We start from the raw sequence: 26,513 nt of genomic DNA, 5'->3' as shown, positions 1-26,513 counted from the left end.
GGGAACCTCGCCTGGGAGCTCCCTCGATACCGGACAGTCAATTATCTGCCCGGGGATCGGCCGCGGCTAGGGCCTTTCGACCCCACCCCCGTGATCGGCCCGCCGGTTCAGCGCCGCGGGATGCCCGATCGCAGCGGTTCCGCGACGCTGTGTGCGCTCGCGGCCGACAGCCACAATCGCAGCAGGTGCCTGCGCCTGTCGAGGTCGGGGTGGTCCTGGTAGGCGTTGCGGGCGTGCAGGATGCGTCCGTTGTTCAGGATCTGGACGTCGCCGGGTTCGAAGACCATCTCGACGTGGAAGCGCGGCTCGTTGGCGATGGCCTCGACGAGTTCGAGGGCCTCGAGTTGCTCCGCCGTCAGTCGCGGGGCCTGCGGGTGCCGTTGGGAGTCTCGGATGTACCAGCTGATGTAGAACAGGCGGGGTGCTCCGCCGATGTCATTGAGTGGGGCGAGTTCGAAGTACGGGGGGTCGCCGGCGGCCTCTTCACCGTTGCGGTCCCAGGGCATGGGGGAGTAGAGGACTTCGAGGAGATCCGGCCGCCGCCGCAGCACCTCGTTGTAGATGGCTGCCGAGCTGGCGATCCAGCTCTCGCCTCCGGTCGCCGCCTCGGCCAGGCACAGCAGCGCGACCAGGTCGGAACCGTCGGTGTGGAAATCCTGGCGCTCCCTGGTCCGGTAGAGCCGGACGGTGGGATCGGTCCGCTCGATCCGCTCGTCGCGAATGTGGGTGAGCACCGAGCCGTCGCGATCCTGACTCACCGGATCGCCGAGCATGGATCCCAGCGCGAGATAGGCCCGCTCGATCTCCTCGGTGCCGAGTTCGTCCAGGGGGAACCCGCGCAGCAGGACGAAACCGCATCCCGAGTTCAGCGTGTGCGCCCACTGGACGCAGCGGGACCGAAGGGTGGGGAACAGGCGTGAGTCGTCGGGTGCGTCGGATCTGGCCGCCTCGACGATCTCCGATCGCTCGGCTCCGGTGAGGACCACGGTCCATGTCGAACTGTCGGGGAAGTCCGATCTGTCCCAGACCGCGTCCGAAACCTGAGGTGACCGGATCACCTGATCGGGCTTGTCAGTTCCCGCCTTGCCGGCGAACACGCCGGAAGAGTCCCGACACGCGTTCGCGCAGAGTCGGTTTCACCTCGATCAGATCCACCCGCGGGAGGTCGGCCGCGGCGGTGGCCTGCGCGAAACGGGCGTGCAGCTGGGACCGGACCTCGTCGGGGGTGTAGGCGCGGCGCTTGCGTTCGGCGCGCGCGGCGAGTGCCCCCGTGGCCGCGACCCCGACGACGCCCGCGAGTCCGACGAGCTTCCACACGTTCCTGCCGTCCATGCGCATCGCTCTAGGCTAGGTGCATGAGTCGCCGGATGCACGAATCGCAGGTGAGCCTCGACGAGGCCGTGGATGCCACCCGAACCGGGGACATCTGGATCTTCCGCGGCCACTCGGGCGCCGATCGGGCGATCCAGACGCTGACGAACAGCCCCGTGAACCACGTCGGGATGTCGGTGGTTCTCGATGACATGCCGCCGCTGATGTGGCACGCGGAGCTCGGACATTCCTTGCAGGACATGTGGACCGGGCGGTTCCAGCGCGGCGTGCAGCTGCACGATCTGCGGCAGGCGGTCCAGGTGTGGGGTGCGAAGTACGGTCAGCGTGGCTGGCTGCGGCAGCTCGAGGAGCCGGTGACCCGGGAGCAGGAGGACGCGCTGATGCGCACCGTCGCGCGGCTCGACGGCACGCCGTTCCCGTCCACGGCGAAGCTGGTCACGCGCTGGTTCGGTGGTCGGCTGCCGTCGCTGCGGCGCAGTTCGTCCCGGGATTCCGCGGAGGCTTCGGCGGGTCTCGAGAGCGCGTACTGCGCCGAGGTGGTCGCGCAGACCTATGAGTCGATGGGGCTGCTCACGGAGCGCCGCAAGACGAATTGGTATGACCCGGGCCGATTCTGGAGCGGCGACCGGCTGCCGCTGGCCCCGGGGGTGACGCTGGGCGGGGAGATCGAGGTGCTGCTCAGCGATGCCGATCTCGCGGCGGGCCGGTCGCCGGAGAGCTGACGGCGACCGGCCCCGTGTCGGATCAGGCCGCCGGGGTCCGGGAGAACCAGGTGACCGAGGCGCCGCTGTCGAAGGACTCGGTGCGGGTCGGGGTGAACCGCGTCGGCAGGAACGCCCCGTCGAACGCCGGGATGCCTGCCCCCGCGATCACGGGGTAGCGCTTGATGACGAGTTCGTCGATCTCGGGCAGCAGGGTGCCCGCCAGCTTTCCGCCGCCCGCGAGCCAGACGTCCATCCCCTCCTGGGCCTTGAGCTCGCGGACGAGGCCGATCGGGTCGCCGGTGACCAGCTCGACCGCCGGATCGGCGATCTCGCCGAGGGTGGTCGAGACCACGTACTGCTTCAGGTGGGCGTAGGGGCTGGTGACGCCGACGTCGAGGCCGGGCTGATAGGTCCCGAGGCCCATCACCACCGCGCCGAACGCCTGGTTGGCGGTGCCGTCGAGGCCGACGTGCGGGCGGATGTGGGTGGGGACGGTGTCCGGGTATCGCTGGGTGATCCATGCCGTCACCTCGTCCGAGAGCATGAATTCCCATTCGCCGCCCGGGCCGGCGATGTAACCGTCGAGCGAGATTCCCACGTAGTACACAAGCTTGCGCATATAAGTGCTCCGTCCGTAGTACTCTATTTGAAGTGGTCTGAACGTAGTACTACGGATGGAGTGGTGTCAAGTGCGGAGCAATCCGGAGAGACGAGCGGCGTTGGTCGACGCCGCGATCGAGGTCCTGGCGGAACTGGGTGCGCGCGGGCTCACCTTCCGGGCCGTCGATTCGCGGGCGGGGGTGCCGCCGGGTACGGCGTCGAACTATTTCGCCAACCGCGACGACCTGTTGGCTCAGGCGGGCGGCCGGTTCTATGAGCGGCTGACCCCCGATGACGAGTCCTTGGCGCAGAGCCTCGGCGGTCCGCACGATCGTGATCATCTGGTCGGGCTGATGCGCGAGGTCGTCGGCCGGATCACCGAGTTCCGCACGGGCTTCCTCGCCCTGCTCGAGCTCAGGCTCGAGGCGACCCGGCGACCGGAGCTGCGCGCGGTGCTGACCGAACGGATCCGGGCCGACCTGGACTTCAACGTCACCAATCACCTGCAGGCGGGCATGCCGGGCGACGCCACCACGGTCCGCCTGCTCTATCTCGCGCTGAACTGGTTGATCGTCGACCGGCTGACGCTGCCGGAGCTGTTCTCGGACAGCGAGATCGACGAACTCATCGAGGCGGCGGTCGATCGCGCGCTGTCCGGATAGCCGGTGGGTCTACACGCTCAGCGTTCGGTCCGGGTGTACGCGTCCGCCGACGTCGACCCATCCGTCGCGTGCGTAGACGGTGTAGATCTGCGACCCGCGCCCCTGGGTGATGTGCAGGCTTCGGCGCAGGTGCTCGGTGATCCGGACCGCCGCCGCGCCGGTGGCCTCGTCCTCCGGTATCCCCATGAGCGGGGCGAACATTCGGGATCTGATCGCACCCTCGCCTGCCCACGCCCAGACGTAGTGGTGTCCGGATTCGAACGAGTCCGCCCTGGTGGAGACCACTGCCGCGGAGTCGGGTTTCGGGTGCAGGGTGAACTCGGGCGCCCAGTCGGGTTTGGCGCGCACCCAGGTCATCCCGTGGTCGACGTAGGTGGTGACCGGACCGGCCGGGACCTCGAGGACGTCGACGGCCGCGCCCCGTTCGCGCAGCCACCAGGACAGGCCGACCGTCGGGTGCCCGGCGAAGGGCAGTTCGGTGGCGGGGGTGAAGATCTGCGCCCGCGCGCTCGCGGCGCCAGGGCCGGGTAGTTCGACGAAAATCGTCTCGCTGAACCCGAGTTCGGCGGCCAGGCCCTGCCTGCGCTCCGCCGGCACCAATGCCGCATCCACGATGCCCAATGCGTTGCCGTGGTGGCCGTTCGCATCGGTGAAGACCCTGACGACGTCAACCTCGATACTCATCGTTAAACGATACCGCCGGTAACGACCGAAGGTGCCTTTTGTGCGATCCGATCGCACAAAAGACACCTTCGGGTTTGAGGGTGAAGCCGGACTAGACGCCCGCGCCCGCGAGGGTCTCGCTGGCGGTGACCGCCTGGGCCACGCCCTGGAGGGTGGCGGCGACCTTGACGGCCTCCCAGACCTGTTCCTTGGTCAGGCCCTCCTTGCGGACCACCGCGTCGTGGGCGGCGGTGCAGTCGTGGCAACCGTTGATGGTCGACACCGCGAGCGACCACAGCTCGAAGTCGGCCTTCTCGACGCCGGGGCTGCCGATGATGTTCATGCGAAGGCCCATGCGCACCTGGGTGAAATCGTCACCGAGGAAGCTCTTTGCGCGGTACGCGACGTTGTTCATGCCCATGATCGACGCGGCGCCGAGGGCGGCGTTGTACGCCTCCGCCGACAGGTTGTCGGCGGCCTCTTCCGCGATCTCCCGCAACACGGTCGCGGACCGGGTGGCGGCCGCTGCGGCGAGGAAGGTGCCCCAGAGCTGCTGCTCGTTCAGCTCGGTGGACCGGGCCAGCGAGCTGAGGTTCAGCTTGAGGTCCTTGGCGTACTCGGGCAGCGAGTTCTTCAGGTTCTCGACGCTCATGACTAGACGCTCTCGGCCAGCAGCTCGCCGGCGTTGATGGTCGGGTCGCCCTTCTTCCAGTTGCAGGCGCACAGCTCGTCGGACTGCAGTGCGTCGAGCACGCGCAGCACCTCGTCGACGTTGCGGCCGACGGAACCGGCGGTCACGGAGACGAACTGGATCTCGTTGTTCGGGTCCACGATGAAGGTGGCGCGGTCCGCGACGCCGTCGGCGTTGAGGACGCCGGTGGCCTCGGCCAGCTCACGCTTGAGGTCCGAGAGCATCGGGAAGGGGAGGGTCTTGAGCTCGTCGTGCTGTGCGCGCCACTGGAAGTGCACGAACTCGTTGTCGACGGAGGCGCCGAGCACCTGGGCGTCGCGATCCGCGAACTCCTCGTTCAGCTTGCCGAACGCGGCGATCTCGGTGGGGCACACGAAGGTGAAGTCCTTGGGCCAGAAGAACACGATCCGCCACTTGCCGGCGTAGTCGTCGCTGGTGACCTGGGTGAAGTAGTCGTCAGGCTGCTGGGCGTCGACCTTGGACAGGTCCCCGCCGATGACGGCCTTGAGGTTGTACGCCGGGAACTGGTCGCCGATGGTCAGCAGAGCCATATGTCTCGTCCTCCTACTTGTGATGGATCGTCGGGCACGGGCAACCACACTGGTGGCTACGCCGGGGTGATTTCGATACCGGGAGCGGGTCTCGCGGGTCCCCGCTGACCTGCGCTCTTTGGTATGAGTCCATAGTGCCCGAAACCTTTCAAAAGGTAAAGGCGATATATGCCACTACACTGATAGGCATGGCTGATCAGACTTATCAACCCACACTGTCGCAGCTGCGTGCCTTCGTCGCGGTCGCCGAATACCGCCACTTCGGTACCGCGGCAGCGCGATTGAATGTGAGCCAGCCCACGTTGTCGCAGGCGCTTGCGGCGCTCGAGAACGGGCTCGGGGTGCAGCTGATCGAGCGCAGCACCCGTCGGGTGCTCGTGACCGACGCAGGCACCCAGCTGCTCGCGCAGGCGAAGATGATCCTCGAGGCGGCGGACGGGTTCGTGGCCACCGCGGCGGGCGTGGGGGACCGGCTCGGCGGTCCGCTTCGCATGGGTCTGATCCCGACCGTCGCGCCGTACGTGCTGCCCGCTCTGCTGCCCGCGATGCGTGCGGAGTTGCCCGCCGTGGTGCCCCAGGTGATCGAGGACCAGACCGCGCGGCTGCTGGATTCGCTGCGCGCGGGCGTGCTGGACGTCGCTGTCCTTGCGCTCCCGTCGGAGGCGACCGGGTTGGTGGAGATCCCTCTCTACACAGAGGATTTCGTGATGGTGGTGCCGGGTGACCACGAGTTGGCCGGGCGGGTCGACCTGTCGCCACAGGTGCTCGACGACCTGCCGCTGCTGCTGCTCGACGAGGGGCACTGCCTCCGCGACCAGACTCTCGACCTGTGCCGCTCGGTGGACGCGCACCCGTCGTCCGGGGACACCAGGGCGACCTCGCTCGCGACCGTGGTGCAGTGCGTCGCTGGTGGCCTCGGGGTGACCCTGGTGCCGGATTCGGCGGTCCCGGTGGAGACCCGCCGCGGCGACCTCGCCACCGCCCGGTTCGCGAGCCCGGCGCCGGGCCGGACGATCGGCCTGGTGTTCCGCTCCTCCAGCGGGCGGGCCGACGGCTACCGCAGGCTCGCCGATGTGGTGCGGTCGGTCGCGCCTGGCGCTGCCGCGACGCCGTCCGCGGGTTCCCGATAGGCCTCCGCGATCGCGTGTCGGTGCGTCACAATGGACATACGCCGCACCAGCAGGAGGAACGACGATGCCTCTGCACGGACTGATCATCAAGGCCGCCTCGACGGTGGTCACCGGGGCCGTGGGGGTCGCCGCCTACAACGGGGCGCGGCGGATCGTCGCGAGGGCGCCGCTGCGGGAGGCCGCCGTGACGGCCACCGAGTGGGGCCTGCGGGGCGCCCGCAAGGCGGAGGAAGGCGCGGAGTCCGCCCGTCTCACGATGGCTGACGTGGTGGCCGAAGCGCGCGAGCGCCTCGGCGAAGAGGTGCCGCCGCCAGGGGTTGCGGACGCGGGCGGCCACGGGCACGCTCACTAGGGCGAGATGTCCGCGGAACCGGCGGTGCTGCATCAGGTTCCGACCGCGGTCGGAGACCTGACCGTCCTCTCCGACGCGGGTGGACGGGTGCGGATGCACGCGCCGTGGCTGCGGGGCAGCCGGCCGCGGGCGGTCGCCGTCGAGGACGCCGTCGGCACCCTGACCGGGGTGCGGGCCGTGCACGCCTATCCGCGCACCGCCTCGATCGTCATCTGGTACTCGCCCCGCACCGCCGACCGGGACGGATTCGCGGCGGCCATCGGCGCCAGCAGGCTCATCCCCGACGCCCTGGTGCCGGATCGGGCGCCCACCTCTGCGGACATCGGTAACGCGGACGTCGTGCGGATGGCGGTCGGCGGGGCGGCGCTCGTGCTGCTCGGTTTCCGCCGGCACGCACTCGGGAGGCCCGCGCTGCTGGGCCCCACCGGACGCGCCGTGGCCACCGGGGCGACGGTGTTCACGGGATACCCCTTTCTGCGCGGGGCGCTGCGGGCGCTGCGCGGCAGCCGGGCGCCCGGCACCGACGCGCTGGTCTCGGCCGCGACCGTCGCCAGCCTCGTGCTCCGTGAGAATGTCGTCGCCCTCACCGTGCTGTGGCTCCTGAACATCGGTGAGTACCTTCAGGATCTGACCCTGCGCCGGACCCGACGCGCCATCTCGGACCTGCTCAAGGGCACCCAGGACACCGCCTGGGTCCGGACCGCCGACGGGAGTGAGATCCAGGTCGGGATCGACGCGCTGGAGATCGGCGACGAGGTGATCGTGCACGAGCACGTCGCCCTCGCGGTCGACGGGATCGTGATCGAGGGCGAGGCCATCGTCGACCGGTCCGCGATCACCGGCGAGACGCTGCCCGCGAGCATCGTCGCAGGGGCCAGGGTGCACGCCGGCTCGGTCGTGATGCGGGGCAGGCTGGTGGTGCGTGCGGACGCGGTCGGCGATGACACCACCATCGGTCGGATCATCACCCGCGTCGAGGAGGCGCAGGAGGACAGGGCCGCGATCCAGACGGTGGGGGAGAACTTCTCGCGCCGGTTCGTGCCCGCCTCCTTCGTGCTCTCGGCTCTGACACTGGCCGCGACGCGGGACGTACGCCGGGCGATGACCATGCTGCTCGTCGCCTGCCCGTGCGCGGTCGGGCTCGCGACGCCGACGGCGATCAGCGCGGCCATCGGCAACGGCGCCAGGCGGGGCATCCTCATCAAGGGCGGCTCGCACCTCGAGGACGCGGGCCGGGTGGACGCGTTCGTCTTCGACAAGACGGGAACCCTGACCGTCGGTAGGCCGGTGGTGACCAATATCGTCGCGCTGGCGAAGGACTGGCGACCCGATCAGGTGCTGGCCTACGCCGCGAGCTCCGAGATCCACTCGCGGCATCCGCTGGCCGAGGCGGTGCTGCGATCGACGGCGGAACGGCACATCGAGATCCCGCCGCACCAGGAGTGCGAGGTGCTCGTCGGGCTGGGCATGCGCACCTGGGCCGACGGCAGGACACTGCTGCTCGGCAGCGTGTCACTGCTGGAATCGGAGAACGTGCGGGTGTCGAAACGGGCCGCCGACTGGGTCGGCAAGTTACGTCGCCGGGCGGAGACCCCGCTGCTGCTGGCCGTCGACGGCAGGCTGGTCGGCCTGATCAGCCTGCGCGACGAGCTGCGACCGGAGGCGCAATCGGTCCTTGACCGATTGCGGGCCACCGGGGCGCGGCGGGTGATCATGCTCACCGGCGACCATCCGGAGACGGCCGCCGCGGTCGCCGCGGAGCTGGGGATCGAGGAGTGGCGTGCCGAGGTGCTCCCCGACGACAAGCTGGAGGTCGTGCAGCGCCTGCGGGCCGAGGGCCATGTGGTCGCGATGGTCGGCGACGGCACCAACGACGCACCGGCGCTCGCCGCTGCCGACATCGGGATAGCGATGGGCCTGGCGGGTACGGACGTCGCCGTCGAGACCGCCGACGTCGCGCTCGCGAGCGACGATCTGACCCGACTGCTCGACGTCCGCGACCTCGGCGGTCACGCGGTCCGCCTGATCCGGCAGAACTACTCGATGTCCATCGCCGTCAACGCACTCGGCCTGCTGGTCGGGGCAGGCGGCGCGCTGTCCCCGGTGTTCGCGGCGATCCTGCACAACGCGTCCTCGGTCGCCGTGGTCGCCAACAGCTCCCGCCTGATCCGGTACCGGGTCGACGGGGAACGCTGAGACCGTCACCGCCCACGACGGTCGCCCCGGGGAGCGGATGGGACGATGGATCGAACCCGCACCGGTGTGCGGCGATCGAACGACGAAGGAGATTCAGCGTGAGCACCAGTGTCATCGTGGCGGGGGCCAGGACCCCGATCGGAAAGCTCTCCGGCGCGCTGGCGTCGCTGACGGCGGCGGAGTTGGGTGGGCGCGCGATCGCCGCCGCCCTCGAACGCAGCGGCCTCGGTACCGATGGTGTCGACGCAGTGGTGATGGGCACCGTGGTGCAGGCCGGTGTCGGCCCGAACCCGGCGCGGCAGGCGGCGGTCGCGGCGGGCCTGCCGATGACGGTGCCCGCCACCACCGTGAACAACCTCTGCCTGTCCGGCCTCGAGGCGATCATGCAGGCCGACCGGCTGATCGCCACCGGCGCCGCCGATGTCGTGGTCGCGGGCGGCATGGAGTCGATGACGAACGCGCCGTACCTGGTGCGCGGAGCCAGGACCGGACTGAAGTACGGCACCACCGGCTTCGAGGACGCCCTCGATCGGGACGCCCTGGTGTGCGCGTTCGACGGCGTGTCGATGGGCGCGTCCACCGAGAGCTACCAGGCCTCGGAGAACATCAGCCGCGCCGAGCAGGACGAGTTCGCGGCCCGCTCGCACCGCCTCGCCGCCGCCGCGACCGAGTCGGGCGCGTTCGCGGCCGAGATCGCACCGGTGGAGATCGCGTCCCGCAAGGGTGCCGTCACCGTCGCCGACGACGAGGGCATCCGCGCGGGGACCACCGTGGACTCCCTCGGCAAGCTGCGTCCGGCGTTCGCGAAGGACGGCACCATCACGGCGGGCGCGTCCTCGCAGCTGTCGGACGGCGCGGCCGCCGTCATCGTGATGCGTAAGGACGTTGCGGAGGCCCGGGGGATCGAGTGGATCGCCGAGATCAAGGCGCATGCCCTCGTCGCGGGCCCCGACACCTCCCTGCTGCACCAGCCCGCCAACGCCATCGAGGCGGCGCTGAAGCGTGACGGTGAGACCACCGTCGCCGACCTCGACCTGCTCGAGATCAACGAGGCGTTCGCCGGTGTCGCGATCGCGTCGATGCGTCAGCTCGGCGTCGACGCGGACAAGGTCAACATCCACGGCGGTGCCATCGCGGTCGGGCACCCGGTCGGCATGTCCGGTGCGAGGATCGTCCTCTCCCTGGCGCATTCGCTCAAGGCGCGCGGCGGCGGCAAGGGTGCGGCGGCCCTCTGTGGCGGCGGCGGCCAGGGCATCGCCATGATCATCGAGGTGTAGGCGGCTACGCCGCCTGTGCGCGGTTGACGAGTCTCAGGACTCGTCAACCGCGCACAGGCGCGTCAGCGCCTGCCGCGCTTGGCGGGCTTGCCGCCCTTGCTGTTCCGGGGGGTCGGGTTCTTGCCCGCCTTGACCCGCGCCGCTTGTTTCGCGGCGGCCTTCTGGGAGGCGGTGCGCTTGGGGGCAGGCTCCTGCGCATCCCGACCGCGGGAGCTGTTGACGCTGCGGCCGCGCACGATCCCGACGAACTCCTCCACCCGGTCGGTGGTCGCGTCCTGCGGCCAGGCCAGCGCGACCGGCGATTCCGGTGCATCGGTGACGGTGCGGTAGGTGAGGTCCTTGCGGTGGTGCAGCCGGGCCAGCGACTGTGGCAGCACCAGCACCCCGATCCCGGCCGCGACCAGCTCGATCGCGTCGGCGGTGGTGGCGGGCCGCTGGGCCGCGGGCGTCCCCGGCAGCGACTCCCAGTCCAGGGCGTCGTCGAGCGGGTGCAGCACGATCTCGCCCTCCAGGTCCGCCGTCGACACCTCGTCAGCCGCGGTGACCACGTGGTCCTTCGGCACCACCACGACCGGGGTCTCCTCGTAGAGCGCGATCACGCTCAGGCCGCCGCCGTCGATCGGCAGCCGCACCAGGCCGGCGTCCGCGAGCCCGTCACGCAGCAGAGTCGGCGCGTCGGCCGCGGTGGTGACGACCAGCTCCAGCCGGACGTCGGGGTGGCGTTCGCCCCAGATCCGCACCCACTTGGACGGCGTGACGCCGGGCACATAGGCGAGCCGGAACGGGGTGGGCGCATCGGGCTCGGTCATTCCGCCAGGCTACCGGGGCGGGGAGCTCGGGTGGCAGCTCGATAGGCTGAACCCCATGAGCGCGCAGAAGACACCCCAGACGATGAAGCCGGCGACCGCCGCGAAGAAGCTGGACGTCTACCTCGAGGCAACCCCCGCCGAGTTCCGCGACGGCGTGGTGACTCGTGACGAGCTCGCCGAGCTGCGCACGAACCCGCCGCAGTGGCTGACCGACCTGCGCGCCGAGGGCCCGCACCCGAAGTCCGTGGTCGCCGACAAGCTCGGCGTCTCGATCGCCGGGCTGGCCCGCGGCGGCGTCGAGGAGGCGCTCACCACCGCTCAGATCGAGGCGCTGCTCGCCGATCAGCCGGACTGGCTGCAGGCCGAGCGCAAGTCCCTGGTGGAGGTCCGCAAGGACGAGAAGCGGATCAAGGAGCAGCAGGCGACCCGCCGCGAGCAGTCGAACCGCAAGCAGCGGTTCGCGAAGCCGATCCACCACCCGAACGAGGACTAGGCCGCCGGTTCGTAGGTCCACCGCCCGCCGAGCATCGTGCCCCACACGGGCATCGAGGCCAGGCCGGCGCCGGTGGCAGGCAGCTCGTCGGTGTCCAGCACCACCAGGTCCGCGAGGTCACCGGTCGTGACCCTCGCGCGGCCGCCGGTCGACGCGGCGAGGGCAACCTCCCACGGGATCTCGTGTTCGCGGTGCCACACCCGGCCGTCGGGCAGGGTGCGGTCCACCGCGGCGGCGAGGGTCAGCAACGGGTCCAGCGGCGCCACCGGGGCGTCCGAGCCCAACGCCAACCGCACACCCGAGGACAGCAGGGTGCCGTACGGGAAGGCCCGGCCGGTGCGGCCGGCCCAGTAACGTTCGGCCAGGTCCGCGTCGTCGTGCACGTGTGCGGGCTGGACACTCGCGGTCACACCCAGGTCGGCGAAGCGCCGAAAGTCCTTCGCCGCCACCAGTTGTGCGTGCTCGACGGACCCGCGTGCACCGGTGGCCGCGAAGGCGTCGAGCACGTGCTCGCAGGCCTGGTCGCCGATCGCGTGGATCGCGCACTCGAGCCCGTGGCCGGTGGCCCGCGACATCAGCCCGATCAGCGCGCGCGGCGGCACCGACAGCACCCCGTTCCCGCCGCCCGGATACGGGTCGTGGCAGTACGCGGTCCTGGTGCCGAGCGATCCGTCCACGATCACCTTCATCGGCCCGACCGTCGCCAGCCCGCGGGTGCCCGGCACCGGGTCCCCGGTGCCCGCACCGTCGGCGATCGCCTGGTCGAGCCACCGCGGCCAGATGCCGCACCGAACCCGCAGCAGGTCGGTGCCCGCGGCGATCCGCCGCGCCCACACCGCGCGGTTGTCAGCGATCTCGAAGTCCGTCACCCCGACCACCCCGCGCGCGGCCGCGGCCCGTACCGCCGCGTCGACCCGGCGATCGAGCACCGCCGGGTCGACGCGCTGCACGTCGTTCATGATGGGCATGAACTCGGTCTCGGTGAGCAGTCCGCTCGGGTGCGGCGCGAGCGAGAAGCGCCGCAGCGCAGCGGTGTTGAACCAGCCGCTGTGCAGGTCGCCGCTCATCGCGACGACCGGGCGGTCCGCGGTGGCCGCGTCCAGCAGCGCGGCGGTGGGGGAGTCCGGCCACAGGCCGTCCCGGAACCCGTGTGCGACGACGACGTCGGTATCCGCGGACGGCAGATGCTCCGCGATCAACCGAACGGCGTGCGCGGCGGAGGTCGCCCCCGACAGGTCGAGCGCGGCGCGCGAGAGGGCCCACTGGTCAAGGTGCACGTGCGCGTCCCACAGACCCGGGAGCACCAGCCGGCCACCGAGATCGACGACGTCCGGCGCGGCGGAGCCGTCGCCGCCGATCCGGTCGCCGGTGACCATCAGATCCGTCGGCGCCTCTCCCGGCGCCAACCGAGCCCCCCGCAGCAGCATCGCGCTCACCCCTCGACGACCTCGAACTCGTCGAACACCACCTCGCCCGCCGCGTCCGACTCCGCCAGGTTCACCTCGCCGACCAGCGCCCAGCCGTGATCGCCCTGCGGATCGGCGATGGTCTGGCGCACCCGCCACAGCTCCGGCTCCACCTCGACCGAGAACAGTTGCGGTCCCCTGGCATCGGGCCCGGTGCCGATCTCGTCGTACTCGTCGAAGTACAGCTCCATCAGATCGGACCAGTCCTCCGACTCCAGTCCGTCGCCGAGTTCGGCGAGCGCGTCCCAGCGCTTGCGCGAGGCCAGCTCGATCCGCTTGAACATCGCATTGCGGATCATCACCTTGAAGGCCCTGGTGTTCGCGGAGACCGGGCGCGGGATGTCGGCGCCGAACGCGATCTGCTGATCGTCGGACTCCACGCCCGGATTGGTCAGCTGCTCCCACTCGTCCAGCAGCGACGAGTCGACCTGGCGGATCAGCTCGCCCAGCCACTCGGTGATGTCCTCGAGCTCCTCGGTGCGGGCCGCGTCGGGCACGGTCTGACGCAGCGCCCGGTAGGCGTCGGCGAGATAGCGCAGCACCAGACCCTCGGAGCGGGCCAGCCCGTAGTGGCTGACCAGCTCGGCGAACGTCATCACGTTCTCCACCATGTCCCGCACCACCGACTTGGGGGAGAGGGAGAACTCGGAGACCCAGGGGTGCCCGCCGCGGTACATCTCGAACGCGGGATAGAGCAGTTCCTCCAACGGTTTCGGCCAGGTGATCTCCTCTAGCAGCTCCATCCGCTCGTCGTACTCGATGCCGTCGGCCTTCATCTGCGCGACCGCCTCACCTCGGGCATGGTGCTGCTGGCCCATCAGGATCTGGCGGGGGTCGTCCAGGGTCGACTCGATCACCGACACCACGTCGAGGGCGTAGGTCACCGACTCCTGGTCGAGCAGTTCGATCGCGGCGAGCGCGAAGGGCGACAGCGGCTGGTTGAGTGCGAAGTCGCGCTGCAGGTCCACCGTCAGCCTGGCCCATGACCCGTCCGGGTCCGGTGCGTCGAGTTGCTCGACGATGCCCGCCTGGAGCAGCCCGCGGTACAGCGCGATCGCCCGGAGGATGTGCTTGCGCTGCTGGGGACGGGTCTCGTGGCTGTCCTCGAGGAGGTGACGCATCGCGTCGAAGCAGTTGCCCGGGCGGGCGATCACGTTGAGCAGCATCGAGTTCGAGACCCGGAACCGGGACGTGAGCTGCTCGGGGGAAGCGGAGACGAGTCGCTCGAACGTCGGTTCCCCCCAGGACACGAAGCCCTCCGGCGGCTTCTTGCGCTGGATCTTCTTGAGCTTCTTCGGGTCGTCGCCCGCCCGCGCCACGAGCCGGTGGTTCTCGATCTCGTACTCCGGGGCCTGCACCACCACGGTGCCCATGGTGTCGTAGCCGGCCCGGCCCGCCCGGCCGGCGATCTGATGGAACTCGCGGGCCCGCAGGTGCCGCGTCCTGGTGCCGTCGTACTTGGTGAGCCCGGTCAGCAGCACGGTCCGGATCGGCACGTTGATGCCGACGCCGAGGGTGTCGGTTCCGCAGATGACCTTGAGCAGTCCGTCTTGCGCGAGCTTCTCGATGAGCCGGCGGTACTTGGGCAGCATGCCGGCGTGGTGCACGCCGATGCCGTGCCGGACCAAGCGGGACAATGTCTTTCCGAAGCCGGTGCTGAACCGGAAACTGCCGATCGCCTCCGCGATGGCGTCCTTTTCCTCCCGGCTGCTCATGTTGACACTGGTCAACGCCTGCGCCCGTTCGAGCGCCGCGGCCTGGGTGAAGTGCACCACGTACACGGGCGCCTGGTTGGTGGTGGCCAGTTCCTCGATGGTCTCGCCGATGGGGGTGCGGGCATACGAGAAGGACAGCGGCACCGGCCGTTCGGTGCCGCCGACCAGCGTTGTCGGGCGCCCGGTCCGGCGGGTCAGGTCCTCCTGGAAGAACGAGACGTCACCGAGCGTCGCGGACATCAGCAGGAACTGGGCGTGCGGGAGCTCGATCAGCGGGACCTGCCAGGCCCATCCGCGGTCCGGCTCGGAGTAGTAGTGGAACTCGTCCATCACGACCTGGCCGATGTCGGAGTCGGCGCCCTGCCGCAGCGCCAGGTTCGCCACGATCTCCGCGGTTGCGCAGATGATCGGCGCGCCTGCGTTGACCGAGGCGTCGCCGGTCATCATGCCCACGTTCTCGGCGCCGAACACCTCGCAGAGGGCGAAGAACTTCTCGCTCACCAGCGCCTTGATCGGTGCTGTGTAGTAGGTGCGCCTGCCCTCGGCGAGCGCCGCGAAATGGGCGCCGATCGCCACCATCGACTTGCCTGACCCCGTCGGTGTCGACAGGATGACGTTCGCGCCCGAGACCACCTCGATCAGCGACTCCTCCTGCGCCGGATACAGGGTCAGGCCCTGTTCGGCCGTCCACCGTGAGAAGGCGTCGAAGAGCGAGTCGGCATCGGGACTCGCGGGGACCAGGTCGGAGAGCAGCACCGACCCAGGTTACGGCCTGTCCGGAGTCAGGTCGCGCTTCGCTCGTCCGAGCCCATCGCCTCCAGCACGGCCTCGCGGGTCGAATCGGTGCCGGTGATCTGCGATTCGCCGACGCCGTCGACGAGCATCTGCCGCCACTTCTCCGGATCGAACTCCAGCGGCGCGGTGCTCGCGATGAAGTCCTCGACCACCTGCAGGAAGCGAATGGGGTCGTCGTGGAACGGGAAATGGCCACTACCGCGGAAGATCTCCAGGCGTGAGCCCGGCAACGCGGAGTGTGCGAGGTGGGCGTGGCTGACCGGGATCACCGAGTCGACATCGCCCCAGATGATCTGCACAGGCAGGTCGGCCGTGAGGTAACAGCGGTCCAACATGGTGATGGCCTGGCCCCGCCAGTCCACGGCCGCACGCAGGGTGCGCAGGAAGGCCTCTCGCGCGGTGGGATCGGGCAGGTCGCTGAGCACTCGCACCAGGTCGGGCGCGTCGTGGAAGACCCGCACCGCCTTGAAGGGCCCTCGGTACAGCTGGTCGGCGATCTTGCCGAGCACCCCGAGAGCGGAGATGGTGCCGGGGATCTGCAGCAGGCGCAGCGACTGGTTCGCGATCGGCAGCGAGGCGAAGCGCAGCGCGGGGTTGACGTCCTTGGTCACGCCCCCGGCGGAGACCACCACGAGGCGTTCGATCATCTGCGGGAACTGGTACGCGAACTGCAGCGCGACGCCGCCGCCCAGCGAATGGCCGATGACCGTGACGCGGTCGTAGCCGAGCACCGTGAGCAGATCCCGCATCCCGTTCGCGTAGGCCGCGATGGAGTAGTCGGCACGGGGTTTGTCCGAACGGCCGTGGCCGAGCAGGTCGGGCGCGATCACCGTGAAGTGCTTGGCGAGGTGCGGGATGATGTCGTTCCAGGTCGACGAGTTGTCGCCGATGCCGTGGATCAGCAGGATCGGCGGACCCTCGCCCGCCATCCGGAAGGCCCGCCGGTACCCGTGCACGGTCCGGAAGACGAGGCGCGGTTCGGTGTTCGGAACCGGCCGCAAGGCGCGGCCCTTGCGTTCACTCATGTCGCCTCCTCTGTCGCCGGCTGTGCCGACCCCTAAGTCACTGACTTGGGCGATCGTATAGTTCGGGGGGTCGGCCCGCCGGGTAACTGTGCATCCGAGTCACAGATCAGGCTCGTCTCGGTCGGTCTTCTCGTCCAGTCCGGCCTGCTCAGCGAGGAATTTCTCGAATTCCGCGCCGAGTTCGTCGCCGCTGGGCAGGTCGGCCTCCCCGGCGAGCAGGGTGGACTGGCGCTCCTGCGCCGCGACGAACGAGTCGTACTGGCGTTCGAGGGCAGAGACGACGGACTGGACCTCGTCATTGCCGGTGATCTGCGCGTCGACCTGCTCGCGGACGCGGGCGGCCGCCTCACCGAGGGCGGCCAGCGGCAGCTCCAGGTCGGCGATCTCACCGAGGTTCTCCAGCAGCGTCTCCGCGGCCGCCGGATAGTCCGTCTGCGCCAGGTAGTGCGGCACGTGCACGGAGTAGCCCATCGACTCGTGACCGTGCTGGGCCATCCGCAGCTCCAGCAGCGCGGAGGCGCTGCCCGGGATCTGCAGTTCCCCGGACCAGCTCTGGTTTTCGCCGATCAGGTCCTTGTTCGTCGAATGCGCCGTCACCCCGAGCGGGCGGGTGTGCGGGATCGCCATCGGGATCGCGCCGAGGGAGATGGTGCGTCGCACCCCGAGCTGCTCGGCGAGCAGTCGCACCGCGGTAGTGAAGCGTTCCCACTTCAGATCGGGCTCCAGGCCCGCGAGCAGCAGAAACGGCGTACCAGCTGTGTCGCGGAGCGCGTACAGGTTGAGCTCCGGCTCGTCGTAGTCGGAGAAATGATCCGCCTTGAAGGTCATCGTGGGTCGACGGGATCGGTAGTCGATCAGCTCATCCACGGAGAACGACGCGACGAGTTCGGTCTCCAGGCTCTCGCGCAGGTGGGTGGTGGCGATCTTCACCGCGTGTCCCGCATCGGAGAATCCCTCGAGACCATGCACCAGCACCGGCCCTCGGCCGTCGCCCGCGGACACCTGGGGCGCCGGGAATTCCAGCTCGTACATCCTCGACTGATCGTCCATCAGTGATCCCTTCGCGTTTCGTTCACTCTCAGTGTCCCCCACACGGCTGCGAGCACCCACACCCGATATCGGAAAAACGTGCCGTGGCGTCACATTCATTCCCGGAACCGGCGTTTTGTGCGCGTTTTGTGCTTACAGCGAACTGCCGTTCGACGACACCGGAGCCGGCCTGCGGCGGCCCGGCCTGCGGAGGTGGCACAGTGGTGGGGCAGTGTCCCGCGAGTACTGGAGGACTTTCCGTTGAAGCGCCGCATCCTGATCGCGGGCCTCGCCGTGGGCGCATGCCTGGGTGTCGCCGGGTGTTCGTCCACGGTGGACGGCATGGCGAGCCCGGTGGCCGCCGCAGGCCCCTCGTCCGCATCCGACCCCTCGTCGTCGGCGGGGACCGGCGAGGACGGACGGGTGGACGCGACACTGGAGTCGATGTTGTTGACCCCCACCGATTTTCCGGCGCCCTACCAGGCCATCGTGTTGCCGCCCCATGCCGTCTCGCAGGCCGCCGCGGACCTGGACGGGATCCCGCCGGGCGCGAAGGTCGACCCGCCCGGGTGCAAGCCGCCCGCCCAGGACTACGGCCCGGACGGCACGGCGATGATCGTCGGCACCGACAACGCGAACAGGTCCACGATCTCGGTGGAGCTGATGCGATCGGATCTGCCGCTCGACAAGCGCACCGGGGAGATCGAGCGGTGCCTGGAGGTGACCACCACCAAGGACGGCGCCGAGGCGGTCGTGCGGACCGAGATCCTGCCTGCGCCGCCGCTGAACGCGGACGACACCATCGCCATGCGACAGACCGTGACCTCGGGCAAGGGTGCCGGGAAGGTGACCCAATCGATGCTCACGCTCGTCGCGCAGATCGATGACGTGCGGGTTTCGGCGACCTACATGTCGTTCGGCGATGGAAAGCCGGACACGGTGGTGCTCGACCAGGTGTTCACGGAGGCTGTGCAGCGGGTCAACGCGGCCTGACCGTCCGCACCTGTGGATAGTCCGGTTTCCCTCCACAGGCCCGGCGAAGCCGCAGGTCGCGGCCGTGGCCCGGTCGGGGCATGGCGGCATGGTCCTGGCCATGACAACCATGCATCCCGACCAACCGGTCCGAATCGGCGACCCCGGTGACCTGATCGCGGCGATCCCCGCGATGCTGGGGTTTCGGCCCGCACATTCGCTGGTCCTCGTCTGTCTCGACGGCGGCGACGGCCCCGCCCGGGTGCGGGCGGTGATGCGGCACGACCTGCCGGACGGCGCTCTCGGCCCGCTCGACCGGGAGGCCATCGAACGGATGTCCCTCGTCTGCGCGCGCGAGGACATCGGCGCGGTCATCGCGGTGATCGTGGACCAGCGGCGGGCGACCGGCATGCACCACGCCGTGGTCGGCGAACTCGACCTGCACCTGGGCGGTCGCGACGTCGTTCTGGTCGGAGCGCTCGTCGTACCCGAGATCGAGGCGGGACGGCCGTGGCGAGGACTGTGCGGCGACCCCCGTCGCGGACGGCTCCCGGACCCGGCGGCGTCCGGCGTCGCGCTCGCCCAGGTGGTCGGCGGCCGCGCGATCCGGTCTTCGCGCGAGGAACTGGAGGCGGTCGTGGCCCCGCAGCCGGAGCGGGAGCGTGCCCGGCTCGCGGAGCTGCTGCGCGACCGGCCCGCGCGCCGTTCGCGCCCACGTGACGAACTGCGGCTGGTGCTCACCCGGATCGCGGAGCTGGCCTCGGGACAGACGCCACACCTGCACGACCTCGCGGACCTGGCCAGGGCGCTGTCGAACCCGCCGGTGCGCGACGCGTTGCTGTCGCTCGCGCTGACCGCCGAGGCCGACGCGGCCGAGCAGCTGTGGATCCTGCTGGCCAGGGCGTTGCCCGATCCCGAGCGGGCCGAGCCCGCGACACTGCTCGGCTACAGCGCCTACGCGCGCGGGGACGGGCCGATGGCGGGGGTGGCCCTCGTCGCGGCGCTGGAGGCGAACCCGCGGCATCGGCTGGCGGGCATGCTCGACGCCGCGTTGCAGTCCGGCATGCGGCCGGAAACCATCTCGGGGCTCGCGGTGACCGGGTTCGACGAGGCCGCGAGGATCGGGGTGCGGATGCCGCGGCCGATCGAAGGCGGTTGAGTGTCGTGGCAGGTCAGCGGAAGTTCTGCTCGATGATCTCGGTCACCAGTTCGGAGGTCGGGAAGTCGGCCATCACCGCGCCCAGCCGTCCAGGGCCGACGGTCTCCAGGTACTCCTGGGTGCGGGGGAGGATCCCGACGACGCCGGGGACGCCGCGCGCGACCGTGACCGGGACCGTGCCCGTCACCAGGGCGGCGGGGTTCCCGGTGGCGCTGAGATGGTTGATGAAGAGGAGGTCGGGGGACACGGTGCGGGCTCGCTCGAACTGTGCGCGGATCAGGTCCCACTTGCGGCCGACGTCGGCCAGGCCGGTCAGCTCGTAGGTGTCCTGGATCGCCATGCTCGCATCGCCGAACCGCGGCCCCGGCCACGCGATCGCGTCGAAGCTCCGGAGGACGACGAGCTTGCCGCGGGCCTCGCCGAGGCTGGGCAGGCCGCCGCTGTATCCGGCGGACGGGCGCCACAGATGCTCGCGCAACCGATCCCGGGTCCCGGGGTTCTCGTCGATGTACCAGTTCAGCGTGTCCTCATAGCTGCGGGTGTTCTCCGCCGGGGTGTCCTCCTCCTTGAGTCGCATGACGATCGCCTCGGAGGGGTGGGCGCGCAGGAAGTCGGTGAGCGCGACCACCACGTCGGTGAAGTTCGAGTTCAGGTACTCGATCCCGTGATGGATGGGGAACACATTCCGGAAATGCCGGGTGCGGATGTCGACGACGCGGACCCCGGCCCTCAGCTGGGTCGGCAGGTCGGTGTCCTGGGTGAGTGCGAAGACGGAGGCTCCGGAGGCCATCGTGTCGTGGGTGCCGGGGAGCGACAGCTCCGCGAGCCCGGCGGCGTCGGGTAGTCCGGCCATCCAGTCGGGGTGGACGGCCTCGGCCAGGCCGCTCGATTGCAGCGATCCGGTGGTCGATCCGGCATCGGATCCGGTGGTCGCGGACGCGAGCGGGGCAGGCAGCACCACGGTTGCGATCGCGATACCCACCATGGCGCGCACGAACCCGCGCCTGCGGACGGAGAAAGTCATCGTGGCAGCGTGACACGCCGATACCACCCCGTGGGGTGGTATCGGCGTGATCGGAGGTCGAACGGGTGGGGTCAGCCGCGGTGTGCGTGTGACCTGTCGCCCAACTGCTGCAAGAACTCCCAGGCATCCGCGACGATCTCGTCGAGGTCGGTGTGCTCCGGCCGCCAGCCGAGGTCGGCGATGGCCCGCTCGCTGGAGGCGATGAGGACCGCGGGATCGCCCGCACGGCGCGGGGCGTCCTCCACAGCGATCGGCAGCCCGGTGACGCGCTGGCAGGCCGAGATCACCTCGCGGACACTGAAACCGGCCCCACTGCCGAGGTTGTAGATGCTGTGTGTGCCCGGGGTCGCGGCCCCCAGCGCCAGCAGGTGCGCCTCGGCGAGGTCCAGGACGTGGATGTAGTCGCGGACCGCGGTACCGTCTTGGGTCGGCCAGTCGGTGCCGAAGATCGAGATCTTGTCCCGCTGACCGAGGGCAACCTGCAACACGAGCGGGATGAGATGTGTTTCCACCACCCGGTTTTCGCCTGCGCCGCGGTATGCGCCGGCCACATTGAAATAGCGAAGGCTGGTGGCAGCGAGCCCGTACGCATTGGCATACGAGGTGATCGCGTGGTCGATCGCCAGCTTCGTGGCCCCGTAGGGGTTCGTCGGCCTGGTCGGATCCGTCTCGGTGATCGGGGAGCGCTCGGGCTCGCCATACGTCGCGGCCGTCGAGGAGAAGACCAGCTTCGGTGTGCGGGAGACCCGCATCGCCTCGAGGAGCTCGATCGTGGTGACGACGTTTCCGCGCCAGTACTTTTCGGGCGCGACGACCGATTCGCCGACGAGCGACTGCGCCGCGAAGTGCAGCACCCCGTCGAAGCGGGGCTCGGTCGACCCGTCGCCGAGAACGGACGAGGCGACCTCGGCGACGTCGCCCTCGACGAACTCGGCCCCGGTCGGTACCGCATCCGCGTTCCCGGTGGACAGATCGTCGACGACGACCACCTCGTGACCGCGCTCGAGCAGGACGGTCGCACACACGCTGCCGACATAGCCGGCACCGCCGGTGACCAGGAGTCGCACGCCGCTAGACCTGCTTGACCTGGACTGCGTGCGCCATCTCCTCGGACAGGTCGAAACCCTCGTGTCCCGGAACGGTGATCGTCACCGAACCCGGCTTGGTCTCCACCGTCACGCGTGCGTCGGGGACGACACCCGCCTCGCGGAGGCGGCCGATCACCTCCGGATCGGACTGCACGTGCTCGGCCAGCCTGCGCACCACCACGGCGGTGGGCTGCCCGGGCGGCACATCGGTCAGGCGGATCAGGGTTTCGCCGTTGTCGGCGGGCCGGTTCAGCCCGAGTTCGTCCAGGCCGGGGATCGGGTTGCCATAGGGCGAGGTGGTGGGGTTGTCGAGCACCTCGACCAGACGGCGCTCGACCTCCTCGCTCATCACGTGCTCCCAGCGGCAGGCCTCGGCATGCACCTGGTCCCAGTCGAGTCCGATCACATCGACGAGCAGTCGCTCGGCGAGCCGGTGCTTGCGCATCACGGCGATCGCGAGTCCACGACCCTTGTCGGTCAACTCGAGATGGCGGTCACCGGCCACCAACAGGAGACCGTCGCGTTCCATCCTGGCGACCGTCTGGCTCACCGTCGGACCGCTCTGCTCGAGCCGCTCGGCAATACGTGCCCGCAGCGGCACCACGCCTTCCTCTTCAAGGTCGTAGATGGTACGGAGGTACATCTCCGTCGTGTCGACAAGATCCTTCACCTGCACGCCCCTTCGTCTGTGGCCGATTCTACCGGCATGCGTGCGGGAATCGGCGTTGCACTCACTCTGACGCAACGCCACCCGCCCCTCGCCTCTTCCCGCGGCGCGCAAGTAGCGTGGATCGTATGGCCTCGACCTCCAGCCCCCCGGTGGGGCATGCGCACCCGAATTCGGACCGGGCCGTCGTCTGGAGTCCGGACTATCTCAGTTACCGGTGGAGCGCCGACCACCCGATGAACCCCACCCGACTCGAGCTGACGATGAACCTCGCGCGGAGCCTCGGTCTCATCGAGGGTGCCGAGCTGGTCCGCCCCTCCGCCGCCACCGACGCGGACCTGCTGCGGATCCACACCCCCGCCTATGTCGCCGCGGTCAAGGCGGCAGGAGCGGGGCCGCTGCAGGGACTGGCCGACGCCCGCGCGGACGGCGATGTGGCCCCGCACGGACTCGGCACCGAGGACAACCCGATCTTCCCCAGGATGCACGAGGCGAGCGCAATTCTCGCAGGTGGAACGCTCACCGCGGCGAAGGAGATCGCGTCGGGCCGGGCCCGCAGGGCCGTCAGCATCGGTGGCGGGATGCACCACGCGATGTCCGACTGGGCCTCCGGCTTCTGTGTCTACAACGACGCCGCGATCGCGATCTCCTGGTTGCTCGACAACGGTTTCGATCGCATCGCCTATATCGACGTGGACGCCCATCACGGGGACGGCGTCCAGCATGCCTTCCTCGGCGACCCCAGGGTCCTGACCGTGTCCATCCATCAGCACCCGGCGACGCTGTGGCCGAACACCGGATGGTCGAGCGAGATCGGATCGGGCGCGGCCGAGGGTGCGACGATCAACCTGCCGGTGCTGCCCGGGACCGTGGACTCGGTGTGGCTGAGGGGTTTTCACGCCGTCGTTCCTGCGGCGATGGCGGCCTTCAAGCCGCAGATCGTGATCAGCCAGTGCGGCGTGGACAGCCACAGGGAGGACCCGCTTGCGGATCTCTCGCTGACGGTCGACGGTCAGCGGGCGGCGTTCCTTGCGATGCGTCAGCTCGCGGATCGGTACGCGGAGGGGCGCTGGCTGGCCGTCGGCGGCGGCGGCTACGGGCTGGTGCGGGTGGTCCCGCGCGCGTGGACGCACCTGATCGCCGCGGCGCTCGACCGCGACATCGATCCCGCGCTCGCGGTGCCGCAGTCCTGGCGCGACCGGGTCTCGACGCTGGCGCCGAGCGTCGAGCTGCCGGAAACGATGGGCGACGGCAGCGAGGCGACCTACCTGTCCTGGGACGGACCCGGCGGCACCCCGGAGACCGGCGTCGAATCGATGGATCGCGCTCTGGTCCGGGTGGATTCGGCGATCGCCGCAACCCGTCGCGCTGCCTTCCCGCTGCTCGGCCTCGACCCGGAGGATCCCCGTGACTGAGCCCGCGACCGGGGGTACCGACGCCGAACCGCGTGCACCGTTCCCCAAACACTGGCTGGCGGACGTGCTGCTCACCGACGGCGGAGTCGCGGCCCTGCGGCCGATCTCGCCGGACGACGCAGACCGGCTGATCGCGTTCCACGCCAAGTTGTCCGAGCGCACCCGCTACCTGCGCTACTTCGGCCCGTACCCGACGATGTCGCAGCGCGACCTCAAGCGGTTCACCACCGTCGACCACAAGGACCGGGTTGCGTTCGTGGCCGTCCTCGGCGACGAGATCATCGCGGTCGGCCGGTACGAGCGGCTGCTCGACGTCGGCGACGGCAGGTCCGCGGAGGTCGCGTTCGTGGTCGCCGACGCGCACCAGGGACGCGGGCTCGGACCGATCCTGCTCGAGCACCTGGCCGCGGCCGCCGCCGAGAACGGCCTGACCATGTTCGTGGCCGAGGTGCTCGCCGAGAACCGGAACATGGTGACCGTGTTCCGGGAGGCCGGATACCAGGTCAGCCGAACCTACGAGGGCGGTGTGCTGCGGCTCGAGTTCGCCATCGATCCCACCGAAACCCTTGTCGCGGTTCGTAATTCTCGCGAACGGGCCACGGAGGCCCGGAGCGTCCGCAACCTGCTCAGCCCGCAGTCGGTCGCCCTGATCGGCGCGTCGACCGACGCCGCGAAGGTGGGCAACGCGGTGCTGCGCAACCTGCTCGGCGCCGGGTTCACCGGGCCGGTCTACCCGGTCAACGCCGAGAACCGCTCCGTGCGGGGGGTCCGGGCCTACCCGACGGTGCACGACATTCCCGACGATGTGGACCTCGCGGTGGTGGCGGTTCCGGCGGAGGCCATCGACTCGGTCCTCGACGACTGCCTCGCGAAGGGCGTCAAGGCGCTGGTCGTGGTGTCCGGCGGGTTCAGCGACGCCGGCCCGGACGGACGCCAGTCCGAGCGCCGGCTGGTGCACGCCGCACGAGCGCACGGGATGCGACTGGTCGGTCCCAACGCGCTCGGCGTCGCGAACACCAGCGCGGCCGTTCGGCTCAACGCCACCCTCGCGCCCGAGCTGCCGCCGCCGGGCCGGGTCGGGTTCTTCTGCCAGTCCGGCGCGCTCGGCATCGCGATCCTCGACGAGGCGGCGCGCCGTCAGCTCGGCCTGTCCACCTTCGTCTCGGCGGGCAACCGTGCCGACGTCTCCGGTAACGATCTACTGCAGTACTGGGACTCGGACCCCGAGACCGAGGTGGTGCTGCTGTACCTGGAGAGCTTCGGCAACCCGCGTAAGTTCTCCCGGATCGCGCGCCGGGTCGGCCGGAACAAGCCGATCGTGGCGGTGAAGTCCGGCAGGCACGCGGTGCCCGAGGCGCTCGCCGCGAACGGGGTCGAGATCGACGACTCCGTGGTGTCGGCATTGTTCGAGCAGGCGGGAGTCGTGCAGGTCGGCTCGATCGCCCAGCTCTTCGACTGCGCCGTGCTGCTCGGCTACCAGCCGCTGCCCGCTGGGCCGAGGGTCGCGGTGGTGGGCAACTCGTCGGCGCTCGGCGTGCTGGCCGCGGGAGCGGCCCGCAGCGAGGGACTCGAGCCCGCGAAGCCCGTCGACCTGGCCGCGCAGTCCACTCCGGCGGAGTTCGCCGGTGCGGTGAGCGCCGCGTTGGAGTCCGCCGAGGTGGACTCGGTCTTCGCGGTGTTCGTGCCGCCGGTGAGCGTGGACGTCGAGCCGTACGCGAAGGCGCTGCGCGATGCGGCCCGGGACAGCAGCAAGCCGATCGTGACGACATTTCTTGCCGCGGAGGGCATCCCGGACGTGCTGGCGGTCCGAGGCGAGGACGGTCATCCCACCAGGGGGTCGGTTCCGTCGTATCCGGGGCCGGAGCGCGCCGCCCTGGCGCTCTCGCGCGCCTGGCGTTACGCCCAGTGGAAGTCGCGGCCTGCCTCGAAGGTGGTCCGCCCCAGCGGAATCGACTCCGATCGCGCGGAGGCGCTGGTGCAGTCGTGGCTGGGTGCGGGCGAGGGACGCTGGCTGACCGATTTCGAGGCGTCGGAGTTGCTGGCCTGCTACGGCCTGCGGGTGGTGGATTTCACGCTGGCGCGATCCGAGGACGAGGCGGTCGCCGCGGCGAAGGCGCTCGGCTTCCCCGTCGCGGTCAAGGCGACCCGCGAGGGGTGGCGGCACCGCCCCGACCTCAGCGGGGTGCGGTTGGACGTCAGCACCCCGGACGCGGTGCGCGACGCCTACCGCGCGCTCTCCGTGGCGTCGGCGGAACCGCTTCTGCACGTGCAGAAGATGGCGACCAAGGGAATCGGTTGCGTCGTCGGGGTGCAGGACGACCCGTCCTTCGGTTCGCTGATCTCGTTCGGACTCGCGGGGGTGATCTCGGATCTGCTCGGTGACCGCGCCTACCGGGTGCTGCCACTGACGGAGGACGAGGCGACCGAACTGATCGACGCCCCGAAGGCCGCGCCGCTGCTGTCCGGCTACCGGAACGCGGCACCGGTCGACAAGAGTGCCCTGGTGGATCTGGTGCAGCGGGTCTCCGCGCTCGCCGACGACCTGCCCGAGGTGCGCGAGCTCGTCTGCGAACCGGTGCTGGCCAGCGCGATGGGGGCCGAGATCACCGACACCCGGGTTCGGATCGGCCCCGAGCCGAGCCGGGCCGACCTGGGTCCGCGCCGGCTGCGCTAGAGCCCTGCAACCGACAGAGCCCCG

The 26,513-nt window shown here is 70.1% G+C and carries 25 protein-coding genes; 11 read left to right on the top strand and 14 right to left on the bottom strand.

Going from position 1 to position 26,513, the window contains the following annotated elements; genetic code table 11:
• Window positions 1-107: 107 nt before the first annotated feature.
• Window positions 108-1,097: a TauD/TfdA family dioxygenase gene (locus FCG67_RS20715; RefSeq protein ID WP_246045195.1), complete on the bottom strand. Its 990-nt coding sequence runs from the start codon at window positions 1,095-1,097 to the stop codon at window positions 108-110.
• Window positions 1,072-1,338 (bottom strand): hypothetical protein, encoded by a 267-nt coding sequence (locus FCG67_RS20710; protein WP_136911535.1) that lies wholly within the window; start codon window positions 1,336-1,338, stop codon window positions 1,072-1,074. The genes FCG67_RS20715 and FCG67_RS20710 overlap by 26 nt, the downstream gene beginning before the upstream one ends.
• 17 nt (window positions 1,339-1,355) lie before the next feature.
• On the opposite strand from FCG67_RS20710, the gene FCG67_RS20705 reads away from it, so the two are divergent.
• Window positions 1,356-2,054 (top strand): hypothetical protein, encoded by a 699-nt coding sequence (locus FCG67_RS20705; RefSeq protein ID WP_136911534.1) that lies wholly within the window; start codon window positions 1,356-1,358, stop codon window positions 2,052-2,054.
• A gap of 22 nt (window positions 2,055-2,076) precedes the next feature.
• On the opposite strand, the gene FCG67_RS20700 is transcribed toward FCG67_RS20705, so the two are convergent.
• Window positions 2,077-2,655 carry a dihydrofolate reductase family protein gene (locus tag FCG67_RS20700; protein ID WP_136911533.1) on the bottom strand — a complete coding sequence of 193 codons (579 nt, stop codon included), beginning with the start codon at window positions 2,653-2,655 and terminating at the stop codon, window positions 2,077-2,079.
• Window positions 2,656-2,725: 70 nt separating this feature from the next.
• Here FCG67_RS20700 and FCG67_RS20695 point away from each other — a divergent pair, with 70 nt between their 5' ends.
• Entirely contained in the window at window positions 2,726-3,298 is a 573-nt protein-coding gene (locus FCG67_RS20695; protein WP_136911532.1) for a TetR/AcrR family transcriptional regulator, read from the top strand.
• Between the two features lie 9 nt (window positions 3,299-3,307).
• Here FCG67_RS20695 and FCG67_RS20690 read toward each other — a convergent pair whose 3' ends face one another.
• From FCG67_RS20690 to FCG67_RS20680, 3 genes are all read right to left on the bottom strand, one after another.
• A complete protein-coding gene (locus FCG67_RS20690; protein ID WP_136911531.1) occupies window positions 3,308-3,982 on the bottom strand; it encodes a PhzF family phenazine biosynthesis protein in 675 nt (224 codons plus the stop codon).
• Window positions 3,983-4,073: 91 nt separating this feature from the next.
• Window positions 4,074-4,613 (bottom strand): alkylhydroperoxidase, AhpD family, encoded by a 540-nt coding sequence (ahpD, locus tag FCG67_RS20685; RefSeq protein WP_136911530.1) that lies wholly within the window; start codon window positions 4,611-4,613, stop codon window positions 4,074-4,076.
• Window positions 4,614-4,615: 2 nt separating this feature from the next.
• On the bottom strand, window positions 4,616-5,203 hold the full coding sequence (locus FCG67_RS20680; RefSeq protein ID WP_077041398.1) for a peroxiredoxin: 588 nt from the start codon (window positions 5,201-5,203) through the stop codon (window positions 4,616-4,618).
• A 188-nt stretch (window positions 5,204-5,391) separates the two neighbouring features.
• On the opposite strand from FCG67_RS20680, the gene FCG67_RS20675 reads away from it, so the two are divergent.
• From FCG67_RS20675 to FCG67_RS20660, 4 genes are all read left to right on the top strand, one after another.
• The gene (locus tag FCG67_RS20675) at window positions 5,392-6,333 is read left to right on the top strand and encodes a LysR substrate-binding domain-containing protein (protein ID WP_136911529.1); all 942 of its coding nucleotides are present in this window, start codon (window positions 5,392-5,394) and stop codon (window positions 6,331-6,333) included.
• Window positions 6,334-6,397: 64 nt separating this feature from the next.
• Entirely contained in the window at window positions 6,398-6,685 is a 288-nt protein-coding gene (locus tag FCG67_RS20670) for a DUF1490 family protein (protein ID WP_136911528.1), read from the top strand.
• A gap of 6 nt (window positions 6,686-6,691) precedes the next feature.
• A complete protein-coding gene (locus FCG67_RS20665; protein WP_136911527.1) occupies window positions 6,692-8,881 on the top strand; it encodes a heavy metal translocating P-type ATPase in 2,190 nt (729 codons plus the stop codon).
• A gap of 98 nt (window positions 8,882-8,979) precedes the next feature.
• Window positions 8,980-10,158: an acetyl-CoA C-acyltransferase gene (locus tag FCG67_RS20660; RefSeq protein ID WP_136911526.1), complete on the top strand. Its 1,179-nt coding sequence runs from the start codon at window positions 8,980-8,982 to the stop codon at window positions 10,156-10,158.
• 62 nt (window positions 10,159-10,220) lie between these two features.
• On the opposite strand, the gene FCG67_RS20655 is transcribed toward FCG67_RS20660, so the two are convergent.
• Entirely contained in the window at window positions 10,221-10,967 is a 747-nt protein-coding gene (locus FCG67_RS20655) for a LysR substrate-binding domain-containing protein (RefSeq protein WP_136911525.1), read from the bottom strand.
• Window positions 10,968-11,022: 55 nt separating this feature from the next.
• Between FCG67_RS20655 and FCG67_RS20650 the strand changes: the two genes are divergently transcribed.
• Entirely contained in the window at window positions 11,023-11,460 is a 438-nt protein-coding gene (locus tag FCG67_RS20650; protein WP_136911524.1) for a DUF5997 family protein, read from the top strand.
• Here FCG67_RS20650 and FCG67_RS20645 read toward each other — a convergent pair.
• From FCG67_RS20645 to FCG67_RS20630, 4 genes are all read right to left on the bottom strand, one after another.
• Complete coding sequence (locus tag FCG67_RS20645; protein WP_136911590.1) at window positions 11,457-12,887, bottom strand: amidohydrolase; 1,431 nt, start codon at window positions 12,885-12,887, stop codon at window positions 11,457-11,459. The genes FCG67_RS20650 and FCG67_RS20645 overlap by 4 nt on opposite strands.
• A gap of 5 nt (window positions 12,888-12,892) precedes the next feature.
• Complete coding sequence (locus tag FCG67_RS20640) at window positions 12,893-15,397, bottom strand: DEAD/DEAH box helicase (protein ID WP_136911523.1); 2,505 nt, start codon at window positions 15,395-15,397, stop codon at window positions 12,893-12,895.
• Between the two features lie 26 nt (window positions 15,398-15,423).
• On the bottom strand, window positions 15,424-16,461 hold the full coding sequence (locus FCG67_RS20635) for an alpha/beta fold hydrolase (protein WP_136911522.1): 1,038 nt from the start codon (window positions 16,459-16,461) through the stop codon (window positions 15,424-15,426).
• A 99-nt stretch (window positions 16,462-16,560) separates the two neighbouring features.
• Window positions 16,561-17,511 (bottom strand): proteasome assembly chaperone family protein, encoded by a 951-nt coding sequence (locus FCG67_RS20630; protein ID WP_136911521.1) that lies wholly within the window; start codon window positions 17,509-17,511, stop codon window positions 16,561-16,563.
• A gap of 321 nt (window positions 17,512-17,832) precedes the next feature.
• Here FCG67_RS20630 and FCG67_RS20625 point away from each other — a divergent pair, with 321 nt between their 5' ends.
• Together FCG67_RS20625 and FCG67_RS20620 are read left to right on the top strand one after the other, a co-directional pair.
• Window positions 17,833-18,483 (top strand): DUF5642 family protein, encoded by a 651-nt coding sequence (locus tag FCG67_RS20625; protein WP_136911589.1) that lies wholly within the window; start codon window positions 17,833-17,835, stop codon window positions 18,481-18,483.
• 100 nt (window positions 18,484-18,583) lie between these two features.
• A complete protein-coding gene (locus FCG67_RS20620) occupies window positions 18,584-19,621 on the top strand; it encodes a DUF4192 domain-containing protein (RefSeq protein ID WP_136911520.1) in 1,038 nt (345 codons plus the stop codon).
• 13 nt (window positions 19,622-19,634) lie between these two features.
• Here FCG67_RS20620 and FCG67_RS20615 read toward each other — a convergent pair whose 3' ends face one another.
• From FCG67_RS20615 to FCG67_RS20605, 3 genes are all read right to left on the bottom strand, one after another.
• Window positions 19,635-20,645, bottom strand: coding sequence for a phosphatidylinositol-specific phospholipase C (locus FCG67_RS20615; RefSeq protein WP_246045194.1), 1,011 nt, complete (start codon window positions 20,643-20,645; stop codon window positions 19,635-19,637).
• Window positions 20,646-20,716: 71 nt separating this feature from the next.
• Window positions 20,717-21,712, bottom strand: a complete 996-nt coding sequence (gene galE, locus FCG67_RS20610; RefSeq protein WP_136911519.1) for a UDP-glucose 4-epimerase GalE — start codon at window positions 21,710-21,712, stop codon at window positions 20,717-20,719.
• Window positions 21,713-21,716: 4 nt separating this feature from the next.
• Entirely contained in the window at window positions 21,717-22,403 is a 687-nt protein-coding gene (locus FCG67_RS20605) for an iron-dependent transcriptional repressor DtxR (RefSeq protein ID WP_136911518.1), read from the bottom strand.
• Window positions 22,404-22,528: 125 nt separating this feature from the next.
• Here FCG67_RS20605 and FCG67_RS20600 point away from each other — a divergent pair, with 125 nt between their 5' ends.
• Window positions 22,529-23,815, top strand: a complete 1,287-nt coding sequence (locus FCG67_RS20600; protein ID WP_136911517.1) for an acetoin utilization protein AcuC — start codon at window positions 22,529-22,531, stop codon at window positions 23,813-23,815.
• Window positions 23,808-26,489, top strand: a complete 2,682-nt coding sequence (locus FCG67_RS20595; protein ID WP_136911516.1) for a bifunctional acetate--CoA ligase family protein/GNAT family N-acetyltransferase — start codon at window positions 23,808-23,810, stop codon at window positions 26,487-26,489. Before FCG67_RS20600 ends, FCG67_RS20595 begins: the two co-directional genes overlap by 8 nt.
• Window positions 26,490-26,513 lie beyond the last annotated feature (24 nt).

It is taken from the genome of Rhodococcus oryzae (assembly GCF_005049235.1).
Taxonomy (GTDB): Bacteria; Actinomycetota; Actinomycetes; order Mycobacteriales; family Mycobacteriaceae; genus Rhodococcus_G; species Rhodococcus_G oryzae.
Note: the sequence above shows the minus strand (reverse complement) of the source record. Positions and strands in the feature narration are given on the sequence as shown.